The organism is Halorientalis pallida (assembly GCF_004118325.1).
Taxonomy (GTDB): domain Archaea; phylum Halobacteriota; class Halobacteria; order Halobacteriales; family Haloarculaceae; genus Halorientalis; species Halorientalis pallida.
In genome coordinates this window covers 470,524-485,379 of record NZ_RDFA01000001.1, presented here as the reverse complement: position 1 = coordinate 485,379, position 14,856 = coordinate 470,524, and the positions used below count along the sequence as shown (strand labels likewise).

General features: G+C 68.3%; 11 protein-coding genes and 1 pseudogene. 6 read left to right on the top strand and 6 right to left on the bottom strand.

Annotation, left to right across the window (positions count from 1 at the left end; genetic code table 11):
• The first annotated feature begins 60 nt into the window (after nt 1-60).
• The 3 genes from EAF64_RS02660 to gcvPB all read left to right on the top strand — a co-directional run bounded on the left by EAF64_RS02660 (nt 61) and on the right by gcvPB (nt 4,824).
• Entirely contained in the window at nt 61-1,923 is a 1,863-nt protein-coding gene (locus EAF64_RS02660) for a cation:proton antiporter (RefSeq protein WP_129067411.1), read from the top strand.
• An 82-nt stretch (nt 1,924-2,005) separates the two neighbouring features.
• On the top strand, nt 2,006-3,343 hold the full coding sequence (gcvPA, locus tag EAF64_RS02655) for an aminomethyl-transferring glycine dehydrogenase subunit GcvPA (protein ID WP_129067410.1): 1,338 nt from the start codon (nt 2,006-2,008) through the stop codon (nt 3,341-3,343).
• Complete coding sequence (gene gcvPB / locus EAF64_RS02650) at nt 3,340-4,824, top strand: aminomethyl-transferring glycine dehydrogenase subunit GcvPB (RefSeq protein WP_129067409.1); 1,485 nt, start codon at nt 3,340-3,342, stop codon at nt 4,822-4,824. Before gcvPA ends, gcvPB begins: the two co-directional genes overlap by 4 nt.
• A 102-nt stretch (nt 4,825-4,926) precedes the next feature.
• Here the strand turns inward: gcvPB and EAF64_RS02645 are convergent, their stop codons facing one another.
• Together EAF64_RS02645 and EAF64_RS02640 are read right to left on the bottom strand one after the other, a co-directional pair.
• Nucleotides 4,927-5,661: a bacteriorhodopsin gene (locus EAF64_RS02645; RefSeq protein WP_129067408.1), complete on the bottom strand. Its 735-nt coding sequence runs from the start codon at nt 5,659-5,661 to the stop codon at nt 4,927-4,929.
• Complete coding sequence (locus EAF64_RS02640; protein ID WP_129067407.1) at nt 5,654-7,255, bottom strand: methyl-accepting chemotaxis protein; 1,602 nt, start codon at nt 7,253-7,255, stop codon at nt 5,654-5,656. The genes EAF64_RS02645 and EAF64_RS02640 overlap by 8 nt, the downstream gene beginning before the upstream one ends.
• 555 nt (nt 7,256-7,810) lie before the next feature.
• Here EAF64_RS02640 and EAF64_RS02630 point away from each other — a divergent pair.
• A pseudogene (locus EAF64_RS02630) lies at nt 7,811-8,086 on the top strand (ABC transporter substrate-binding protein); the annotation flags it as partial.
• Between the two features lie 282 nt (nt 8,087-8,368).
• Here the strand turns inward: EAF64_RS02630 and EAF64_RS20735 are convergent.
• Both EAF64_RS20735 and EAF64_RS21285 read right to left on the bottom strand, forming a co-directional pair.
• Nucleotides 8,369-8,536, bottom strand: coding sequence for a DUF7838 family putative zinc beta-ribbon protein (locus EAF64_RS20735; protein WP_193767544.1), 168 nt, complete (start codon nt 8,534-8,536; stop codon nt 8,369-8,371).
• A gap of 107 nt (nt 8,537-8,643) precedes the next feature.
• Entirely contained in the window at nt 8,644-12,108 is a 3,465-nt protein-coding gene (locus EAF64_RS21285) for a PAS domain-containing protein (RefSeq protein ID WP_227738865.1), read from the bottom strand.
• A gap of 204 nt (nt 12,109-12,312) precedes the next feature.
• On the opposite strand from EAF64_RS21285, the gene EAF64_RS02610 reads away from it, so the two are divergent.
• Nucleotides 12,313-12,648, top strand: coding sequence for a DUF7344 domain-containing protein (locus EAF64_RS02610; protein WP_129067405.1), 336 nt, complete (start codon nt 12,313-12,315; stop codon nt 12,646-12,648).
• A gap of 30 nt (nt 12,649-12,678) precedes the next feature.
• On the opposite strand, the gene EAF64_RS02605 is transcribed toward EAF64_RS02610, so the two are convergent.
• On the bottom strand, nt 12,679-13,251 hold the full coding sequence (locus EAF64_RS02605; RefSeq protein ID WP_129067404.1) for a rhomboid family intramembrane serine protease: 573 nt from the start codon (nt 13,249-13,251) through the stop codon (nt 12,679-12,681).
• 83 nt (nt 13,252-13,334) lie between these two features.
• Between EAF64_RS02605 and EAF64_RS02600 the strand changes: the two genes are divergently transcribed.
• Entirely contained in the window at nt 13,335-13,871 is a 537-nt protein-coding gene (locus tag EAF64_RS02600) for a cob(I)yrinic acid a,c-diamide adenosyltransferase (RefSeq protein WP_129067403.1), read from the top strand.
• 30 nt (nt 13,872-13,901) lie between these two features.
• Here EAF64_RS02600 and EAF64_RS02595 read toward each other — a convergent pair whose 3' ends face one another.
• Nucleotides 13,902-14,849 carry an MBL fold metallo-hydrolase gene (locus EAF64_RS02595; RefSeq protein WP_129067402.1) on the bottom strand — a complete coding sequence of 316 codons (948 nt, stop codon included), beginning with the start codon at nt 14,847-14,849 and terminating at the stop codon, nt 13,902-13,904.
• Between the last annotated feature and the right edge of the window lie 7 nt (nt 14,850-14,856).

Genomic DNA, 14,856 nt, shown 5'->3' with positions numbered 1-14,856 from the left:
GAGACCCACCGAACGCAACACTTTCGACACTGGCGTGTCGGGGATCGAACGAATACGCCGGTGTCAGCGTCGACAGAACTCATCGCGCTCGTCGTCACCGTCGTCGGTGTCGGCGTGGCCGCACAGGTGCTCTCGGACTGGCTGAGCGTGCCGAGCGTCCTGTTCTGGTTGGCAGCCGGCGTCGCCGTCGGGCCCGAGGGGCTGGGGTTGATCACGCCGAGTGCCATCGACAGCGGGTCGCTGTCGGCCATCGTCGGGCTCTCCGTCGCGATCATCGTCTTCGAGGGAGCGTTCGCACTCAAGATCGACCGGTTGCGGAAAGCCCCGCGGGAGACCCTGCGGCTGGTGACCTTCGGCGCGATCGTCTCCCACCTCGGCACTGCCGTGGTCGTCCGCTTTGCGCTGGGGACGTCCTGGGAACTGGCCCTGCTGATCGGCTCGCTGTTGATCGCGACCGGGCCGACGGTCATCACGCCGATACTGGAGGTGGTCCCGGTGCGAGAGCGCGTGGCGACCACCCTGGAGACCGAGGGCGTCGTCAACGACGTGACCGCTGCGATTCTGTCCATCGTGATGTTCGAGTACCTCCTGTTGGAGGGCGAGGGCCTGCCCACACTGATCGGACAGTTCGCCTACCGGCTCGGGGCCGGCGTTCTCGTGGGTGTGGCCGTGGCCGGCCTCGTCTGGTTCCTGCTGGCCCGGCTGGAGCTGCCGACCGAGAACGCGCCCCGCAACGCGCGGCTGGTGGTACTCGCGGCGGCACTGCTCTCCTACGGCGTCGCGGAGGCGGGACTGGGCGTCGCCGAGTCGGGCATCGCCGCCGTCGCCAGCGCCGGCTTCCTGCTGGGCAACGTCGAGCTACCCTACCGCGAGCAGATCGAGCAGTTCAAAGGCGACGTGACGCTGGTGGTGTTGACGTTCGTGTTCGTCGTGCTGGCCTCCTTGCTTTCGCTGTCGGACCTGCGGTCGCTCGGGGTCGGCGGTATCGCGGTCGTCCTCGCCGTCGCGCTGGTGATCCGGCCGCTGCTGGTCTTCCTCTCGACCGTCGGCGAGCGGTTCACGTTCCGCGAGCGGCTGTTCGTCAGCGCCATCGGGCCCCGGGGGATCATCCCCGCCAGCGTCGTGACGCTGTTCGCGCTGCAACTCGGCGACAGCCAGCCCGAGGTGGCGACGACGCTGGTCGGCACGGTCTTCCTCGTGATCTTCGTGACCGTGGCGTTTCAAGGGGGACTGGCACGTCACATCGCGCAGGCACTCGACGTGATTCCGATGCGCACTATCGTCGTCGGCGGCGGACGAATCGGGCAGGCCTTGGCCGACCGACTGGAGGACCGTGGCGAGGAGGTCACGATCGTCGAACTGGATCAGGACGTGGTCGAGACGCTCAGGGAGGACGGCTACCGCGTCAAACACGGCGACGGCACCGACCGGGACGTGTTGCGGTCGGCCGGCGCGGAGAACGCGAAGGTGGTCGCCGCAGCGACGCCCAGCGACGACGTGAATCTGCTGGTCGGCCAGCTGGCCCGCAACACCTACGACGTGAGGACTGTCGTCGCGCGGGTCAACCAGCCCGACAACGAGGCCGCTTTCCAGGATCTGGACATCGAGGCTATCTCGACGGGGATGTCCGTCGCGTGGTCGATGGACAACGTGATCGAGCGGCCGGCCATCGCCCGCTGGATGACCGAACTCGACCGGACCGGCGACGTGCAGGAGATCGAGGTTACTGCCGACGACGCGGCCGGTCGAACCGTCGCCGACCTCACCGAGGACCTCCCGGAAGACTGTTACGTCGGCCTGATCAGCCGGGACGACGAGAACCGGATTCCCCACGCGGAGGATCGTATCGAACGCGGCGATCACGTCACGTTCATCGGCCGGAAGGAGGCCGTCCGCGACGCGATCGATTTCTGCACCGCGTGACCAACCGGGACACTCTTTTCGGCCCAGCCGTAACACTTCCCAACCACACACAGGGCGGTCGCCCCGTCCTGCGGTAGTTACCATGACCGACAACGACACACACGGGAGTCCGTACGCACCCCACACCGAGGCGGAGACGGCGGCAATGCTCGACGCAATCGGTGTCGACAGCGAGGAGGCGCTGTTCGACATTCCGAGTCCGGTACGGTTCGACGATACGTTCGACATCGGCCCCGGGAGCGAGCGCGAGGTCCGGCGCGACATCGAGCGGACGCTGTCGCGCAACGACGACCTGACCGAACTGCTCGGTCGCGGCCACTACGACCACTACGTCCCCTCGCTGGTCGACCACCTGTCCGACCGCTCCGAGTTTCTGACCTCGTACACCCAGTACCAGCCGGAAGTCGCCCAGGGCTTCCTCCAGGTGCTCTTCGAGTACCAGTCCATGCTCGTCGAGGTCACGGGTCTGGACGTTGCCAACTGCTCGATGTACGACGCCGCGACCGCGCTCGGCGAGGCCGCGACGCTCGCCCAGCGCGTCCGGTCGATCTCGGGCGACCGCGTCCTCGTCCCCGCCCACCTCGCGACCGGTCGACGGGCAGTGCTCGAGAACTACGCCGACGGCGTCGACGTCACTGTCGAGGCCTACCCGATGGACGACGGTGCCGTCGACACCGATGCCCTCGAAGGCACGATGGCCGAGGACGTGGCGATGGTGTACGCGGAGACGCCGACGGTCCGGGGCGTGATCGAGGAGTCGCTGTCGGTAGTCGGCGACTTCGCCGATGCCCACGACGCGCTGTTCTGTCTCGGGTCGGACCCGGTGGCGCTCGCGCTCCTCGAAGAACCGGCGAGCGTCGGCGCGGACGTGGTCATCGGGGACGCCAGCACCCTCGGCCTCGGGCGCAGTTACGGGATGGGGCTGGGGATGTTCGCGACCCACGAGGACTACCTCCGGCAGGTCCCCGGTCGGCTGGTCGGCGCGGGTGAAGACGACGGCGGCCGGCGGGCCTACACACTCACCCTCCAGACCCGGGAACAGCACATCCGGAAGGAGCGAGCGACATCGAACATCTGTACGAACCAGGCGTGGGTGGCGCTCCGGACGGCGATCCACGCGGCCTGGCTCGGTCCGGACGGACTCGTCGACCTGGCGGAGGACTGCGTGCGCTACCCACAGGACCTGGCCGCTCGCCTCGACGAGATCGAGGGCGTGCAGGCACCCGTCCACGACCGCCACCACTTCCGGGAGTTCCTGGCTCGAACGGACCAGCCCGCGACGGCGGTCGCGAGCGACCTTCGCGACGAGGGCTACGCGGTCCACGACGTCGGTGAACACCTCCTGCAGGTCTGTGTGACCGAACGGACCGAAGCGGCCGTCGATGGCTTCGTCGCGGCGATGGCGGAGGTGGCCCCATGAGCGACGATCCGACCGACCCCGACGCGGGCGACGACGGATCGGGGACGCTAGGCTACCAGCAGGCCCGCTGGACCGACTCCGCGGACCGGTACGAACCCCTCCTCTCGGAGAAAGACACGACCGAAGTCGACGTGGGCGGCGACGACTCGCCACTGCCCGACGACCTCACGCGCGACTCGCTGGAGTTGCCCGGCCTCTCGGAGCCGGAACTGGCCCGTCATTACACCCGCCTCTCCCAGATGAACTACGGGGTCGAGAGCGGCCCCTTCCCGCTGGGCTCCTGTACGATGAAGTACAACCCCAAGTTCACCGAGGACGTGGTCGCGCTTCCCGACGGTGCGGTCCACCCGGACCGGCCCGACGAGAGCGTCCAGGGCACGCTGGCCGTGATGGCCGGGCTACAGGACTACCTCGGTCGGATCGGGGGGATGGACGCGGTGACGCTCCAGCCGCCCGCCGGAGCCGCGGGCGAGTACGCGGGCATCCTGATCGCGAAGGCCTACCACGAGGCCCAGGGCGAGGATCGGACGGAGGTCGTCGTCCCCGACAGCGCCCACGGCACCAACTTCGCGAGCGCGGCACTGGCGGGCTACGACGTGGTGGAACTACCCAGCGCGGAGGACGGCCGGGTGGATCTGGACGCGCTGGACGCGGCCGTCGGCGAGGACACCGCGGCACTGATGCTCACGAATCCCAACACGCTCGGCCTCTTCGAGCGCGACATCGAGACGGTCGCTGGCATCGTCCACGACGCCGGCGGATTGCTCTACTACGACGGCGCGAACCTCAACGCGCTGCTGGGCCGCGCTCGCCCCGGGGACATGGGCTTCGACATCATGCACTACAACGTCCACAAGACGTTCGCGACGCCCCACGGCGGCGGCGGCCCCGGTGCCGGTCCGGTCGGCGTCAAGGCCGACCTCGCACCGTTCCTGCCGCGGCCACACGTTCGAGCGCAACCCGACGGGACCGGCTACGAGCGCTACGAACCCGACCACAGCGTGGGGAAAGTCCACGGCTTCGAGGGCAACTGGCTCGTCCTGCTCAAGGCCTACGCCTACATCGCCCGACTGGGCGACCCCGGACTCGCGGACGCCAGCGCCAAGGCCGTCCTGAACGCCAACTATCTCGCGACGCAGCTCGACTACGAGGTGCCCTTCGGTCCGTTCCACCACGAGTTCGTCGCGAGCGCGGGCGACCAGGACGCCGCCGACGTGGCGAAACGGATGCTCGACTACGGCGTCCACCCGCCGACGACGAAGTGGCCCGAGATCGTCGGCGAAGCCCTGATGACCGAACCCACCGAGATCGAGAGCAAACGGACGCTCGACCAGCTGGCGGCCGCCTTCGACGCCGTCGCCGGCGAGGACGACGCGACGCTCGACGCGGCGCCTTCCGAGACCAGCGCCACCCGGATCGACCAGGTCGCCGCCGCCCGGAACCCACGCCTCTCTTGGCAGGCCCTCGGCGACGAGGAGTGAGCCACGGCGAACGCCGTAGCTACTGACCGGTCCGCGCTAATCTTTCCTTCGCGAGAATCTGTGGAATACCGGGCAAAAACGCGTCGAACGGCGGTCGTGGCGTCAGTCGGCCGGGTTCGGATCGGCCGGCTGGTTCCCGGACCCGCCGATCTCCTCGAGGAGGTTGCCGCCCGCGTCGCCGACGTCGATGTTCGTGACGTTGGCGAAGAGGAAGCCGGCGAAGCCGGCGCGGATCAGCAGGTTCATGTACTGAGTGAGCACCGCGCTGACGAAAGTGTCGAACAGCCCGGTCAGGCCCAGCACCGCCGAGACGATGATCATGCCGATCAGGAACAACAGCAGGTTCCGCCCCTTCCAGTGCAGGAGGCGCTGTCCGTCCGAGACCGACTGTGCGGCCTCCCAGATCTGGTTGCGGTAGAGATAGAGGAGGACGAGGTGGCCGCCGACGACGACAGACACCGACACCAGTGCGACGAGGCCATCGGTGACCGCAGCGACGGTGAAGGCGCCCCGTTGGACGAACGGGATCGCGACCGTGATCCCGAGCATCCGCCGATCGACACCGGCGAGCAGGGCTGCGACCGCCCAGAGCGCGGGGTAGGCGATCAGGTCGCCGAGCAGGCTCGGAATCGTTATCGGGTACTCGTTCACGACGATCGTCCCGATCCTCGCGGCGTCGAGTGCCACGGCGATCCCGGAGATCACGACGATGCCCAGGACGGGGTAGCAGTACTGTCGGTAGGACTCGGGAATTCGTCGGAGCCACAGCACCAGCGCCGCGACCACGGCGGCGTAGACGCCGGCGCTGGCAGCATACACCGTCGCTGAGCTAATCATCGTCACCACCCATCGTGGGTGCCGTGCGGTTCACGCCGCTCATCCCGTGGTCGGCCGTGTCGTCGACGTTCCGGGTCTCGAACGTCGCCAGCTGGCGCTGGAGGTCGGCGGTCCGACTCGCGAGGTCGTCAGCTCGCCCGCGAACGTCCTGCATGGTTTCCGCGGTCTCGTCGGCCGTGTCGGCCAGCGAGTGCGAGCGGTCGGCCACGTCGGTCGCCGCCTCCCGAACGTCGCCGACGGTCGCGGCCACTTCCTCGGTGGCGGCCGCGCCGTCCTCGGTTGCGCGGGCGATCTCGCCCATCGCGCTGTCCACGTCGGTGACGGTCTCGATCAACTCTTCGAGGGTCTCGCCGGTCTCGGTGACGCTTCCGACGCTCGCACCGATGCGGTCCCTGGTCGCCGCCATCTCGTCGGTGACGGTGTCGACGTCCGTCCGCGCGGCGGCGATGATCCCCTCGATCTCGTCGATGGAGTCCTGGGTCTCCTCGGCGAGTTCCTTGACCTCGTCGGCGACGACGGCGAACCCGTCGCCCGCCTCGCCCGACCGCGCGGCCTCGATGTTGGCGTTCAGCGCGAGGATGTTGGTCTGTTCTGCGATCTCGTCGATGAGGTCCGTCGTCGCCGCCACCTCGGTCATCCGGTCGTCGAGCGCGCCGACCTGTTCGCCCAGGCGCTCGACGGCGTCCTCGACCTCGCGGATGGCCTCGACGGCCTGCTGTGCGCGCTCGGTCCCGGCCTCGCCGACCTCCGCCGCGTTCGAGGCCTGGCGCGCGACCTCGTCCGTCGTCGAGGCGACCTCCTCGATCGAGGCCGAGAGGTCGTTGGCTTCGCTGACGGCCGCGTCCAGGCGCGCTGCCTGGTCGCCGATGTCCTCGGCGAGGTCGCGGATGTCCGTCGCCAGCGTGGCGTTGAGGTCCTCGACCGTCGCGGCGTCGTCGGCCACGGCTTCGCTGGCCTGCTGGACCTCGGCGGCGAAGTCCTGGATGTCGTCGACCGTCACGGAGAGGCCGTCGGCCATCTCCTCGTAGGCGACGAGGATGCGCTCGATGGCCTCCACGTCGGCCTCGTCGTCGAGGTGCCGCGTGAAGTCGCCGTCGGCGGCTGCGGTCATCGCGTCGCCGATCTCGTCGGCCCGGTCGAGCAACGTCTCGGTCAGCTCCTCCGCTTCCAGTTTGGCCTGCTCGGCCTCCGCCCTGGCCTGTTCGGCTTTCTCGCGGGCCTGCTCGGACTCCTCGAACGCCGAATCCAGCGACAGCCGCATGTCGTCGAGGGTCTCGGCCAGTTCGCCGAACTCGTCGGGGCGATCCGACTCCGGGGTCACGTCGAGGTTCCCGTCTTCGATGGCCTCTGCGACTTCGGTGAGCCTGCGCAGTTCGACGCCGACGTTCCCGCCGAGGACGATGCCCAGCAGGCCCAGGTTCAACACGATGACGAACATGGTGCCGGCCAGCGCCGACACGGCTGCGCCGGTGGTCGCCGCGTGGTAGGTGAAGATCGTACCCAGCACGAGCGTCACGGCCAGCGTCGCGGCCAGCGACACGGCCACCCGCCGACTGTATCTCGCGGAGATACGACCGGTGAGCGATTCGTTCATTACAGTGTCCTTTCGCAGTGGCTTGTTTACCGGTTTCGGCCGTTTCAGCCCTCGATGTACCCGACCGCTGCGAGCGCGTTCGCGGTCCGGACGTGTCAGAACGCCCCCTACCACACCCAGAGACACCGCCTTCCGGCGGCCCGATCCGGTGGACCCCGGGATCGACTGTCGCGCGCACGTCCCGCGTACCTTCTTGCCGGCGGGGGCTGTAGCGCCGGCCAACACCGCTGTATCACGATGGACGACTCAGCACGGCGGCCCTCCCCGGACCGCCGACGTGTCCGGGGTGTGGGGCACCGCGCTGAGCCGTGTTTTAGGCGGGCCTAAAATACGAAAGTGGTTCGTGTCTTTAGGCGAGCCTAAAACCGTGTCGGAAGACACGGCAAGCGGTGGGGTACCGACACGGAGAGAGACGCTGAAGTACGGCGGGGCGCTGGCGGCTGGTGGGGCCGTCGCGGGCTGTTCGAGTTTACTGGGCGGCGACAGTCCCCAGGGGAGGGACACCCCGAAAGAACAGTCATACTCGGTGAGGATAGCACCCACCGGCGAGGTCAGGTTCGCCTCGTTCGCGGACACGAGCGAAAATCGCCCGCCGAGTTCCGGGCCGTGGTCCTCGAGTACATGCGCGATCACCCGGTCGGGAGCGAGTTGACCGCCGTCCAGAACGGCCGTGTCTACCGCGGTGGCTCCCTCCACCAGGGGCCGATCCACAACCTCTTCCAGGCCGAACGTGCCGCCCAACAGCTCTACCCCGATCGGTTCGGGCGCGTCACCGGGGACGGGGCGCTGTTCGACCGCCAGCGCGTCGCAGACATCACCGCGGGGACCTGAGAGAGTCCGGACCACCGAGACAGAGCAGTTCGAGTGACAGGCCGTCCGACCCGAGGAGTGTCCCGAGACCGGATCTCGGGTATTTCCTATCGCGACATCTGATTTATCTGAGTGGGCCTGTGACGGGGTGTGGCCGCCAGCTTCCGCGGTGATGGCGCCTCACTGGCGTGGTTCGGCGTCTCAGTGAGGGCACTTCGGTAGCTGTCGCTAGAGGGGCTCGATTGTACAGGACGGAGCGACACCACCGCGCTGGAGGACGATGCTTCGGGAAGAAACGACCGGTTACGCTTCGGCGCCGGTGTCGATGTTGTCGATCTGGACGAAGCCGTAGTCACAGTCCGGGCAGTGCCACTTGACTTTCTGCCCGAGGTGGAGTTCTGTGCTCGCCGCCCGGTAGAACGTCTTCGTCTCGCCACAGTTCGGACAGGACCGCTCGAGTTCCATGGCCATGCTCACGGATTTTACGGCCGGATAGTTCAACGTCCCGGTTTTCGGGGCCCATAAATCGTCGAGTGCTATACGGAACCGGCATCACTGGCTCGCGGTGACCGACCGCTCTAGAGGACCGTCTCGACGATTTTCGCCTGCGCCTTCCGCAGGTGCTGGTGGAAGGTCGCGGGGGCGATGTCGAGTGTCTCGGCGACGTCTTCGCCGGTTGCCGTGCGCGGCCACTCGAAGAAGCCGGCGCGGTACGCGACCTCGACGGTCGTCCGCTGTCGGTCGGTGAGGTCTTCCCGGAGGACGCGTCGGATGCTGTCGACGGTCTCGTTCCGGCGCGTGATTTGGCGCTGTTTCAGCAGGCGCGCGCCGGGGTAGGTCTCCGTCACGACCTGCGTGATGCGGCGGACGTCGGCGCTCGGCGGGACGTGGACGGTCATCTGGAAGTCGCCGTCCGTCACGACGGCCGCGTCGACGGTGCCGCCGGCGGAGGCGATCACCGACAGGATCGGTGGTTCCGAGAGCCGGAGCTCGAACGGTACCGTGTCGGTCGGTTCACGGACGGTGACGGACTCCCAGTACGGCAGGGCGTCGACGAGGGCGTACACGTCGTCGATGGCGTCGGGGGTCGCCCGTCCGTAGACGAGGTACTCGTCGTCTTCGACCGTGACGGCGTGGTCGAGGCTGATCCGGCCGTCTCCGGCCGCGTCGATGCCGAGTGTGTCGAACACCCCGGGAGCGACGAACTCCAGTTCGACCAGTTCGTCGCTCATGAGTGCCTGCTTGCGTTCGGTCGCGGCGATGGCGTGGCCGACTACCTCGCCGAGTTGCTCGACGACGACGCGTTCCTGGCCGCTGAACGCGTCCGGCCGCGCGGCGTAGACGTTGAGGACGCCGTAGAGCGTATCCTCGTGGACGATTGGAATCGCAGCCGACGACCGGAAGCCGTGGCGCTCGACGTGGTGGCGCCAGGGGTCGTGCCTGTCGTCCGCGGTGACGTCCCGTGTGGTCTGGATCTCGCCGGTCCGGAAGGCCCTGCCCGTGGGGCCACCGCTTCGCTCGTCGTCGGGATCGACCGAGATCTCGATGCCGTCCAGGTAGCCCTCGACGCCGGCCTCCGCCCGCAGGCTCACGGTCTCGCTCGCCGGGTCGGCGTCGCCGATCCAGGCGAACTCGTAGGACGCCGAGTCCGCGAGGTGTTCACACACCGTCCGTTCGATCTCGTCGCGCGTCGGTTGCTCGATGACCGCGTCGGTGACCCCGCGGACCAGGTCGTTGATCTCGTTCAGGGCCGCCAGGCGCTCGCGCTGGCGGACCAGTTCCCGTTCGTGATCGTGGTTTGCGATCGCGGATGCCAGGACGTTGGCCACCGACTGGACGAAGTTGACCGCTTCGGGAGTGAACGCCCGTGGCTCGTCGTCGTGGGTGCCGAGGACGCCCCAGGGGTCGTCCTGTGGGCCGACGACAGCCGAGATCCCGCTGCGGACGCCGTGGGTCGCCAGTGGCGCCGGTGGCGGGAACCGTGACTCGGTGTCGAAGTCGGTCACCACGACCGACTGGTCGCTCCGGAGGGTGTACGCGGCCTGGGTCGCCTCGTCGGCCGAGACGGTGGTCGTCCCGTAGACCGCGGGGTCCCAGCCAACGCCCGCTCGCAGGTGGAACGCCGCGGCGTCCGCGTCCAGTTCGAGGGCACCGGCGTACTCGGTGTCGAGCGTGTCGGCGACCCACTCGGCGGCGTCGGCAAGGAGCGCGTCGACGCTCTCGTCTTCGAGGGCGCGCTGGCCGAGGTCGGTCACGACCGCCTGCTGGGTGATCTGCGTCTGGAGTGCCCGTTCGTATTCGATCCGGTCCGAGATGTCCCGGGTCACGCCACACCGGCCCACGCCGTCGTCGAGTGGGAACGGTGCGAGCCGCGTCTCGCAGGGGACCGTCTCGCCGTCGGTGGTCTGTATCTCGAGCTCGATGCTCACGGCGTCGTCGTCGGACACCTCATCGACGAGTCGTTCGACCCGTGGTGTGATCTCGTCGGCGTGCACCGTCGTCGCGTGTGCGCCGAGCAGTTCCTCGCGGTCGTAGCCGGTCAGTTCACAGAAGGCGTCGCTGACGAGGACGAACCGCGCGTCGTCGTCGACCGCGTAGATCCCGTCGTCGACGGTTTCGACGAGCCGCTCGTACTGTTCGAGTTCTCGCTCGCGCTCTTTCCGGTCGGTCACGTCCCGGAAGTACACCGAGAGCCCGCTCTCGGAGGGGTACGCCGTGACCTCTAGCCACGAATCAAGCGGGGCGTACCGTTCCTCGAAGGTCACGGGGTCCTGTGTCTCGAAGGCTCGCTCGTAGTGGTCCAGAAACGGCGTGCCGGCGACGCCGGGGCAGGCCCGGATGTCCTGGCCCACCAGTTCACCCGCCGACTCGCCCAGCAACGTCGCCGCCCGGTCGTTCACGTGGGAGATCCGCCACTGATCGTCGATGGCGAGGAAGGCGTCGTCGACGCGGTCGAACACCTCACGCAGTTCCCGTTCGAGGTCGTCACGCTGGCGTTCGAGGCGGCGAGACTGCTCTTTGAGGCGGGTGATGTCTTCGAGGGTGACGACCACGCGCTCGACGTCGCCGGCCTCGTCGAACAGGGGCGCGGCGTTGCTCGACAGCCACCGGTCGGTGCCGTCCGGGAGCGTGATCCCGTGCGTGAAGCCGAACACGGGGTCGCCGGTCTCGCGGACCCGTGTGACAGGGTGCTCCGCGAGTGACACTGGCTCGCCGTTCTCGTGCCAGATGTCCCACTCCGGTTCGTCGTAGGTCCGGCCGGGAATCGCCGACCGTTGCAATCCCAGTAACTCCGCCGCGCGGCTGTTGGCCCGGTCGATCCGCCCGTCGGCGTCCAGGACGACGACCCCTGACGGGCTCGTCTCGAGGAGTTTCGCCAGGAGGTCGTGCTCCCGGTTGCGCCGGCGATCGAGTTCGTGTCGCTCGGTCACGTCGTGGTAGAGTTCGATTCGGCCGCCGGCCAGCGCGCCCGAGGTGATCGGTTCGCTCCAGTGTTCGAGCCAGCGGTCCGCACGCCCCTCGCCGCCGGTCACGTGACACTCGAACTGCTCGGTGTCCGCGTTCTCGTCGTAGATGGCGTGGATGGTCTCCGCGAACGATGCTGGGTCCGCCATCGCCGGGGCGACCACCTCGTCGACGAGCGTGCGTTTGTCGCTGCCGTGAACCGCCTCGCGGTCGAGACCGAAGTACCGTGCGGTCGCCTCGTTGAGCCAGGCGACTTCGAGGTCCTCGGTGAGGACGAACACGCCCACGTCGGCCCGGTCGAGGACGCTCCCGACGACCGCTTCGGCCGTGACCGCATCGAGGGTCTCCCGAAGCGGTCGTCCCGCTGCCGTGACCGGCCGCCACCAGACCCGCGCGCTCGCGCCGACCTTCTTGCTCTCGAGGTGCCCGCTGTCGACGAGTCGGTCCAGTCGCTCGTAGGTACTCCGGCGACCCACGTCGAGTCTGGTCGCGACTTCCGTCGTCGTCAGCGGCTCCCCACCCCGCCGGAAGACTGCGAGCGTCTCCTGTAAACTCGCCGTCAGAGACGTCTGTGACATTGCTCCCCCCAAGAGACGGACCGTAATAAGCCTCCGCCGGCGGAGCCACAACCGGGTATCCTCACGGGAAGAGTCGGTCGGCAGTCGGTATCCAACTCGATAGCGTGCGGGGCGAACGGGCGAGCCAGCCACCGGCCGAACCACGGTGGCACACCTAGCATCTTCTAGACCAGCCTTACCCCTCGCGGTCGCTTCCCGGTAGACATGGAACCACAGGAGCAGAACACGATCGCCGACGACCACACGCAGTCGCTCGGTGAACGAACGGCCGACGAGGTGGCGGGACTCGCCACCTCCGATCGACACCGGGCACTCGCCGACGAGCGCCGTCGCACGCTGCTCTCGATTCTCGAAGCGCCGCCGGTGCCGCGTCGGCTCGACGACCTGGCGGCGGCGGTCGCCACTGCGGAAGCGGACGGCGACGTGCCGGCACCCGAAGCCGCCGAGTCCGTCAGGATCGCACTGCACCACTGCCACCTGCCGATGTTGTCGGAACTCGGCCTGCTGGACTACGATCCCGACGCCCGCCGGATCGAGTGAGGCGGCCACCGTCGCTTCGTGCCCACCGACTCACGCCCGTAGCAGGTGCGCCCGGCCGGCCAGCAGGCCGACCAGCAGTCCCGTGAAGTGTGCCACCAGTGCGGCGCGAGCCGAGCCGGTGGCGAGCGTGATGCCCGCGGCGACGAGCAGGAAGGCGAGCATCTGGACACGGCCGGAGAGTTCGATCCCACCCACCACGGTGTCGGTCAGTCGGTTGCTGGTCAGGAGGTAGCCCACGAACGCGAAGATGGCACCGCTCGCGCCGAGGACGCCAGTTCCGGCTCCGAACGCGCCGCCGACCGTGATCTGTGCGATGCCGGCGAGCGCGCCGGTGCCGACGAAGAAGGCGTGATAGCGCAGGCGCGTCGTCGCGCGTTCGAGGACGACGCCGGTGACCAGGAGGCCCAGCGAGTTCGCCAGCAGGTGTTGGAGGGTCACGTGCGCGTAGACGCTCGTCACGAGCGTCCACGGGTGGGCGGCGACCGGCGGCGTCAGCACGAACAGCGTGCCGAACAGACCGAGGGGGATCGCGACCCACTCCAGCAGGAAGATCACGACGAAGACCGAAAGCGTCGTGACGGTCGGGCTACGGCCGAGGACCATACCGTCTGTGGGGTGGCACGCCAGTAAACTCCGTCGCCGTCGGCGTCGGGGAACTATAAGAGACTGGCGACCCCAGTGGGAATATGAAGATCTACACCGGTCGCGGTGACGAGGGGATGACGGACCTCCGGAACATGGACCGCGTGTCGAAGGCCAGCCCGCGGATCGAGGCCTACGGGACCGTCGACGAGGTCAACGCCCTGGTCGGCGTCGTCCGGCCCACGGGCTACGACGACGTGGACGACCAGTTGCGGTCGATCCAGAACCACCTCCACGTGGTCCAGGCCGACTTCGCCAACCCCAACCCCGAGGAGGACGACCCGCAGGTCACCGAAGAGCACGTCGACGAACTCGAATCGTGGATGGACGACTACGACGAGGAACTCGACCCGCTGGAGCGGTTCATCCTGCCCAGCGGGAGCGAACCGGGCGCGAAACTCCACCAGGCACGCGCGGTCTGTCGCCGCGCGGAGCGCCGGGCGGTCACCTTCGCCTCCGAGGAAGCCGGCGTGAACGACGCCGCCATCGTCTACCTCAACCGGCTCTCCGATTGCCTGTTCACGCTCGCACGCGTGATCAACAAGCGCGAGGGCGTCCCGGAGGAGAGTCCGACGTACTGAACCGGCCGTGCGAGATCGGTCGCCGTCGACCTACGCCGGTTCGTAGACCAGGACGCCGCCCCGGTCCCGCATCGTCACAGCACCCCTTTCTTCGAGCACGTCCAGATGGCCGACAGCCTCGCTCATGCCGGCGAAGGATTCGGTCACCGGTAGGTCCCCGAACAGATCATCCATCACGTCGACGGGCGTGGTCGGGCCGTCCACGAGGTCACGGACGTTGTCGGTCCGTTCCTCGTGGGCCTCGCGGATCTCGCCGATCCGTTCACTGGGTCGGTCGACGAGCTCGCGGTGGCCCGGGAGCATGCGGTCGTACTCCCGGTCGATCAGGCGATCCAGCGAGCGGTTGTACGAGGGGAGGACGTGCGGGCGCTCGTTACGGTCTTCCCCTGGCGGGAGGAGGAACGGGTTCGGCGTGATCTCGGGGAGGACGTGGTCACCGACGACAGCGCGGCGCTCACTCTCACAGTCGTAGGAGAGGATGCACTCGCCGTCGGCGTGGCCCAGGACTTCGTCGACATCGAGGACGGTGTCTTGCACGACGAGGGTGTCGCCCGCGACGATCTCCTGATCGGTCGCCACGTCGGGCGCGTAGCGGAGGTACACTTCGGGGAGGCCCGTGACGGTCTCGGCGGTCGAGCGGGCCATCCCACAGCGCTCGAAGAAGTCGGTGAAGAAGGCGCGTTCGCGCTCGAACCGGCCCTCGAAGTCGCCGATGATCCGCGCGGCGTCCGGCGTGGCGAGGACGGACGCGCCGGCCTCGCGGAACCGGTTGGCCAGGCCGAAGTGGTCGGGGTGTGGGTGAGTCACGAGGACGCGCTCGATGTCGGTGGGGGTCAGGCCCCGCTCTTCGAGCGCGTCGAGCAGCTGCGACCAGGCCTCCTCGCTGTCCGGGCCGGGATCGATCAGCGTCCGGCCGGCGAGGTAGGCGTTGACCGCACCGACCTGGAACGGCGTGGGAACCGTGAGGCGTGTGAACATGGCTTCA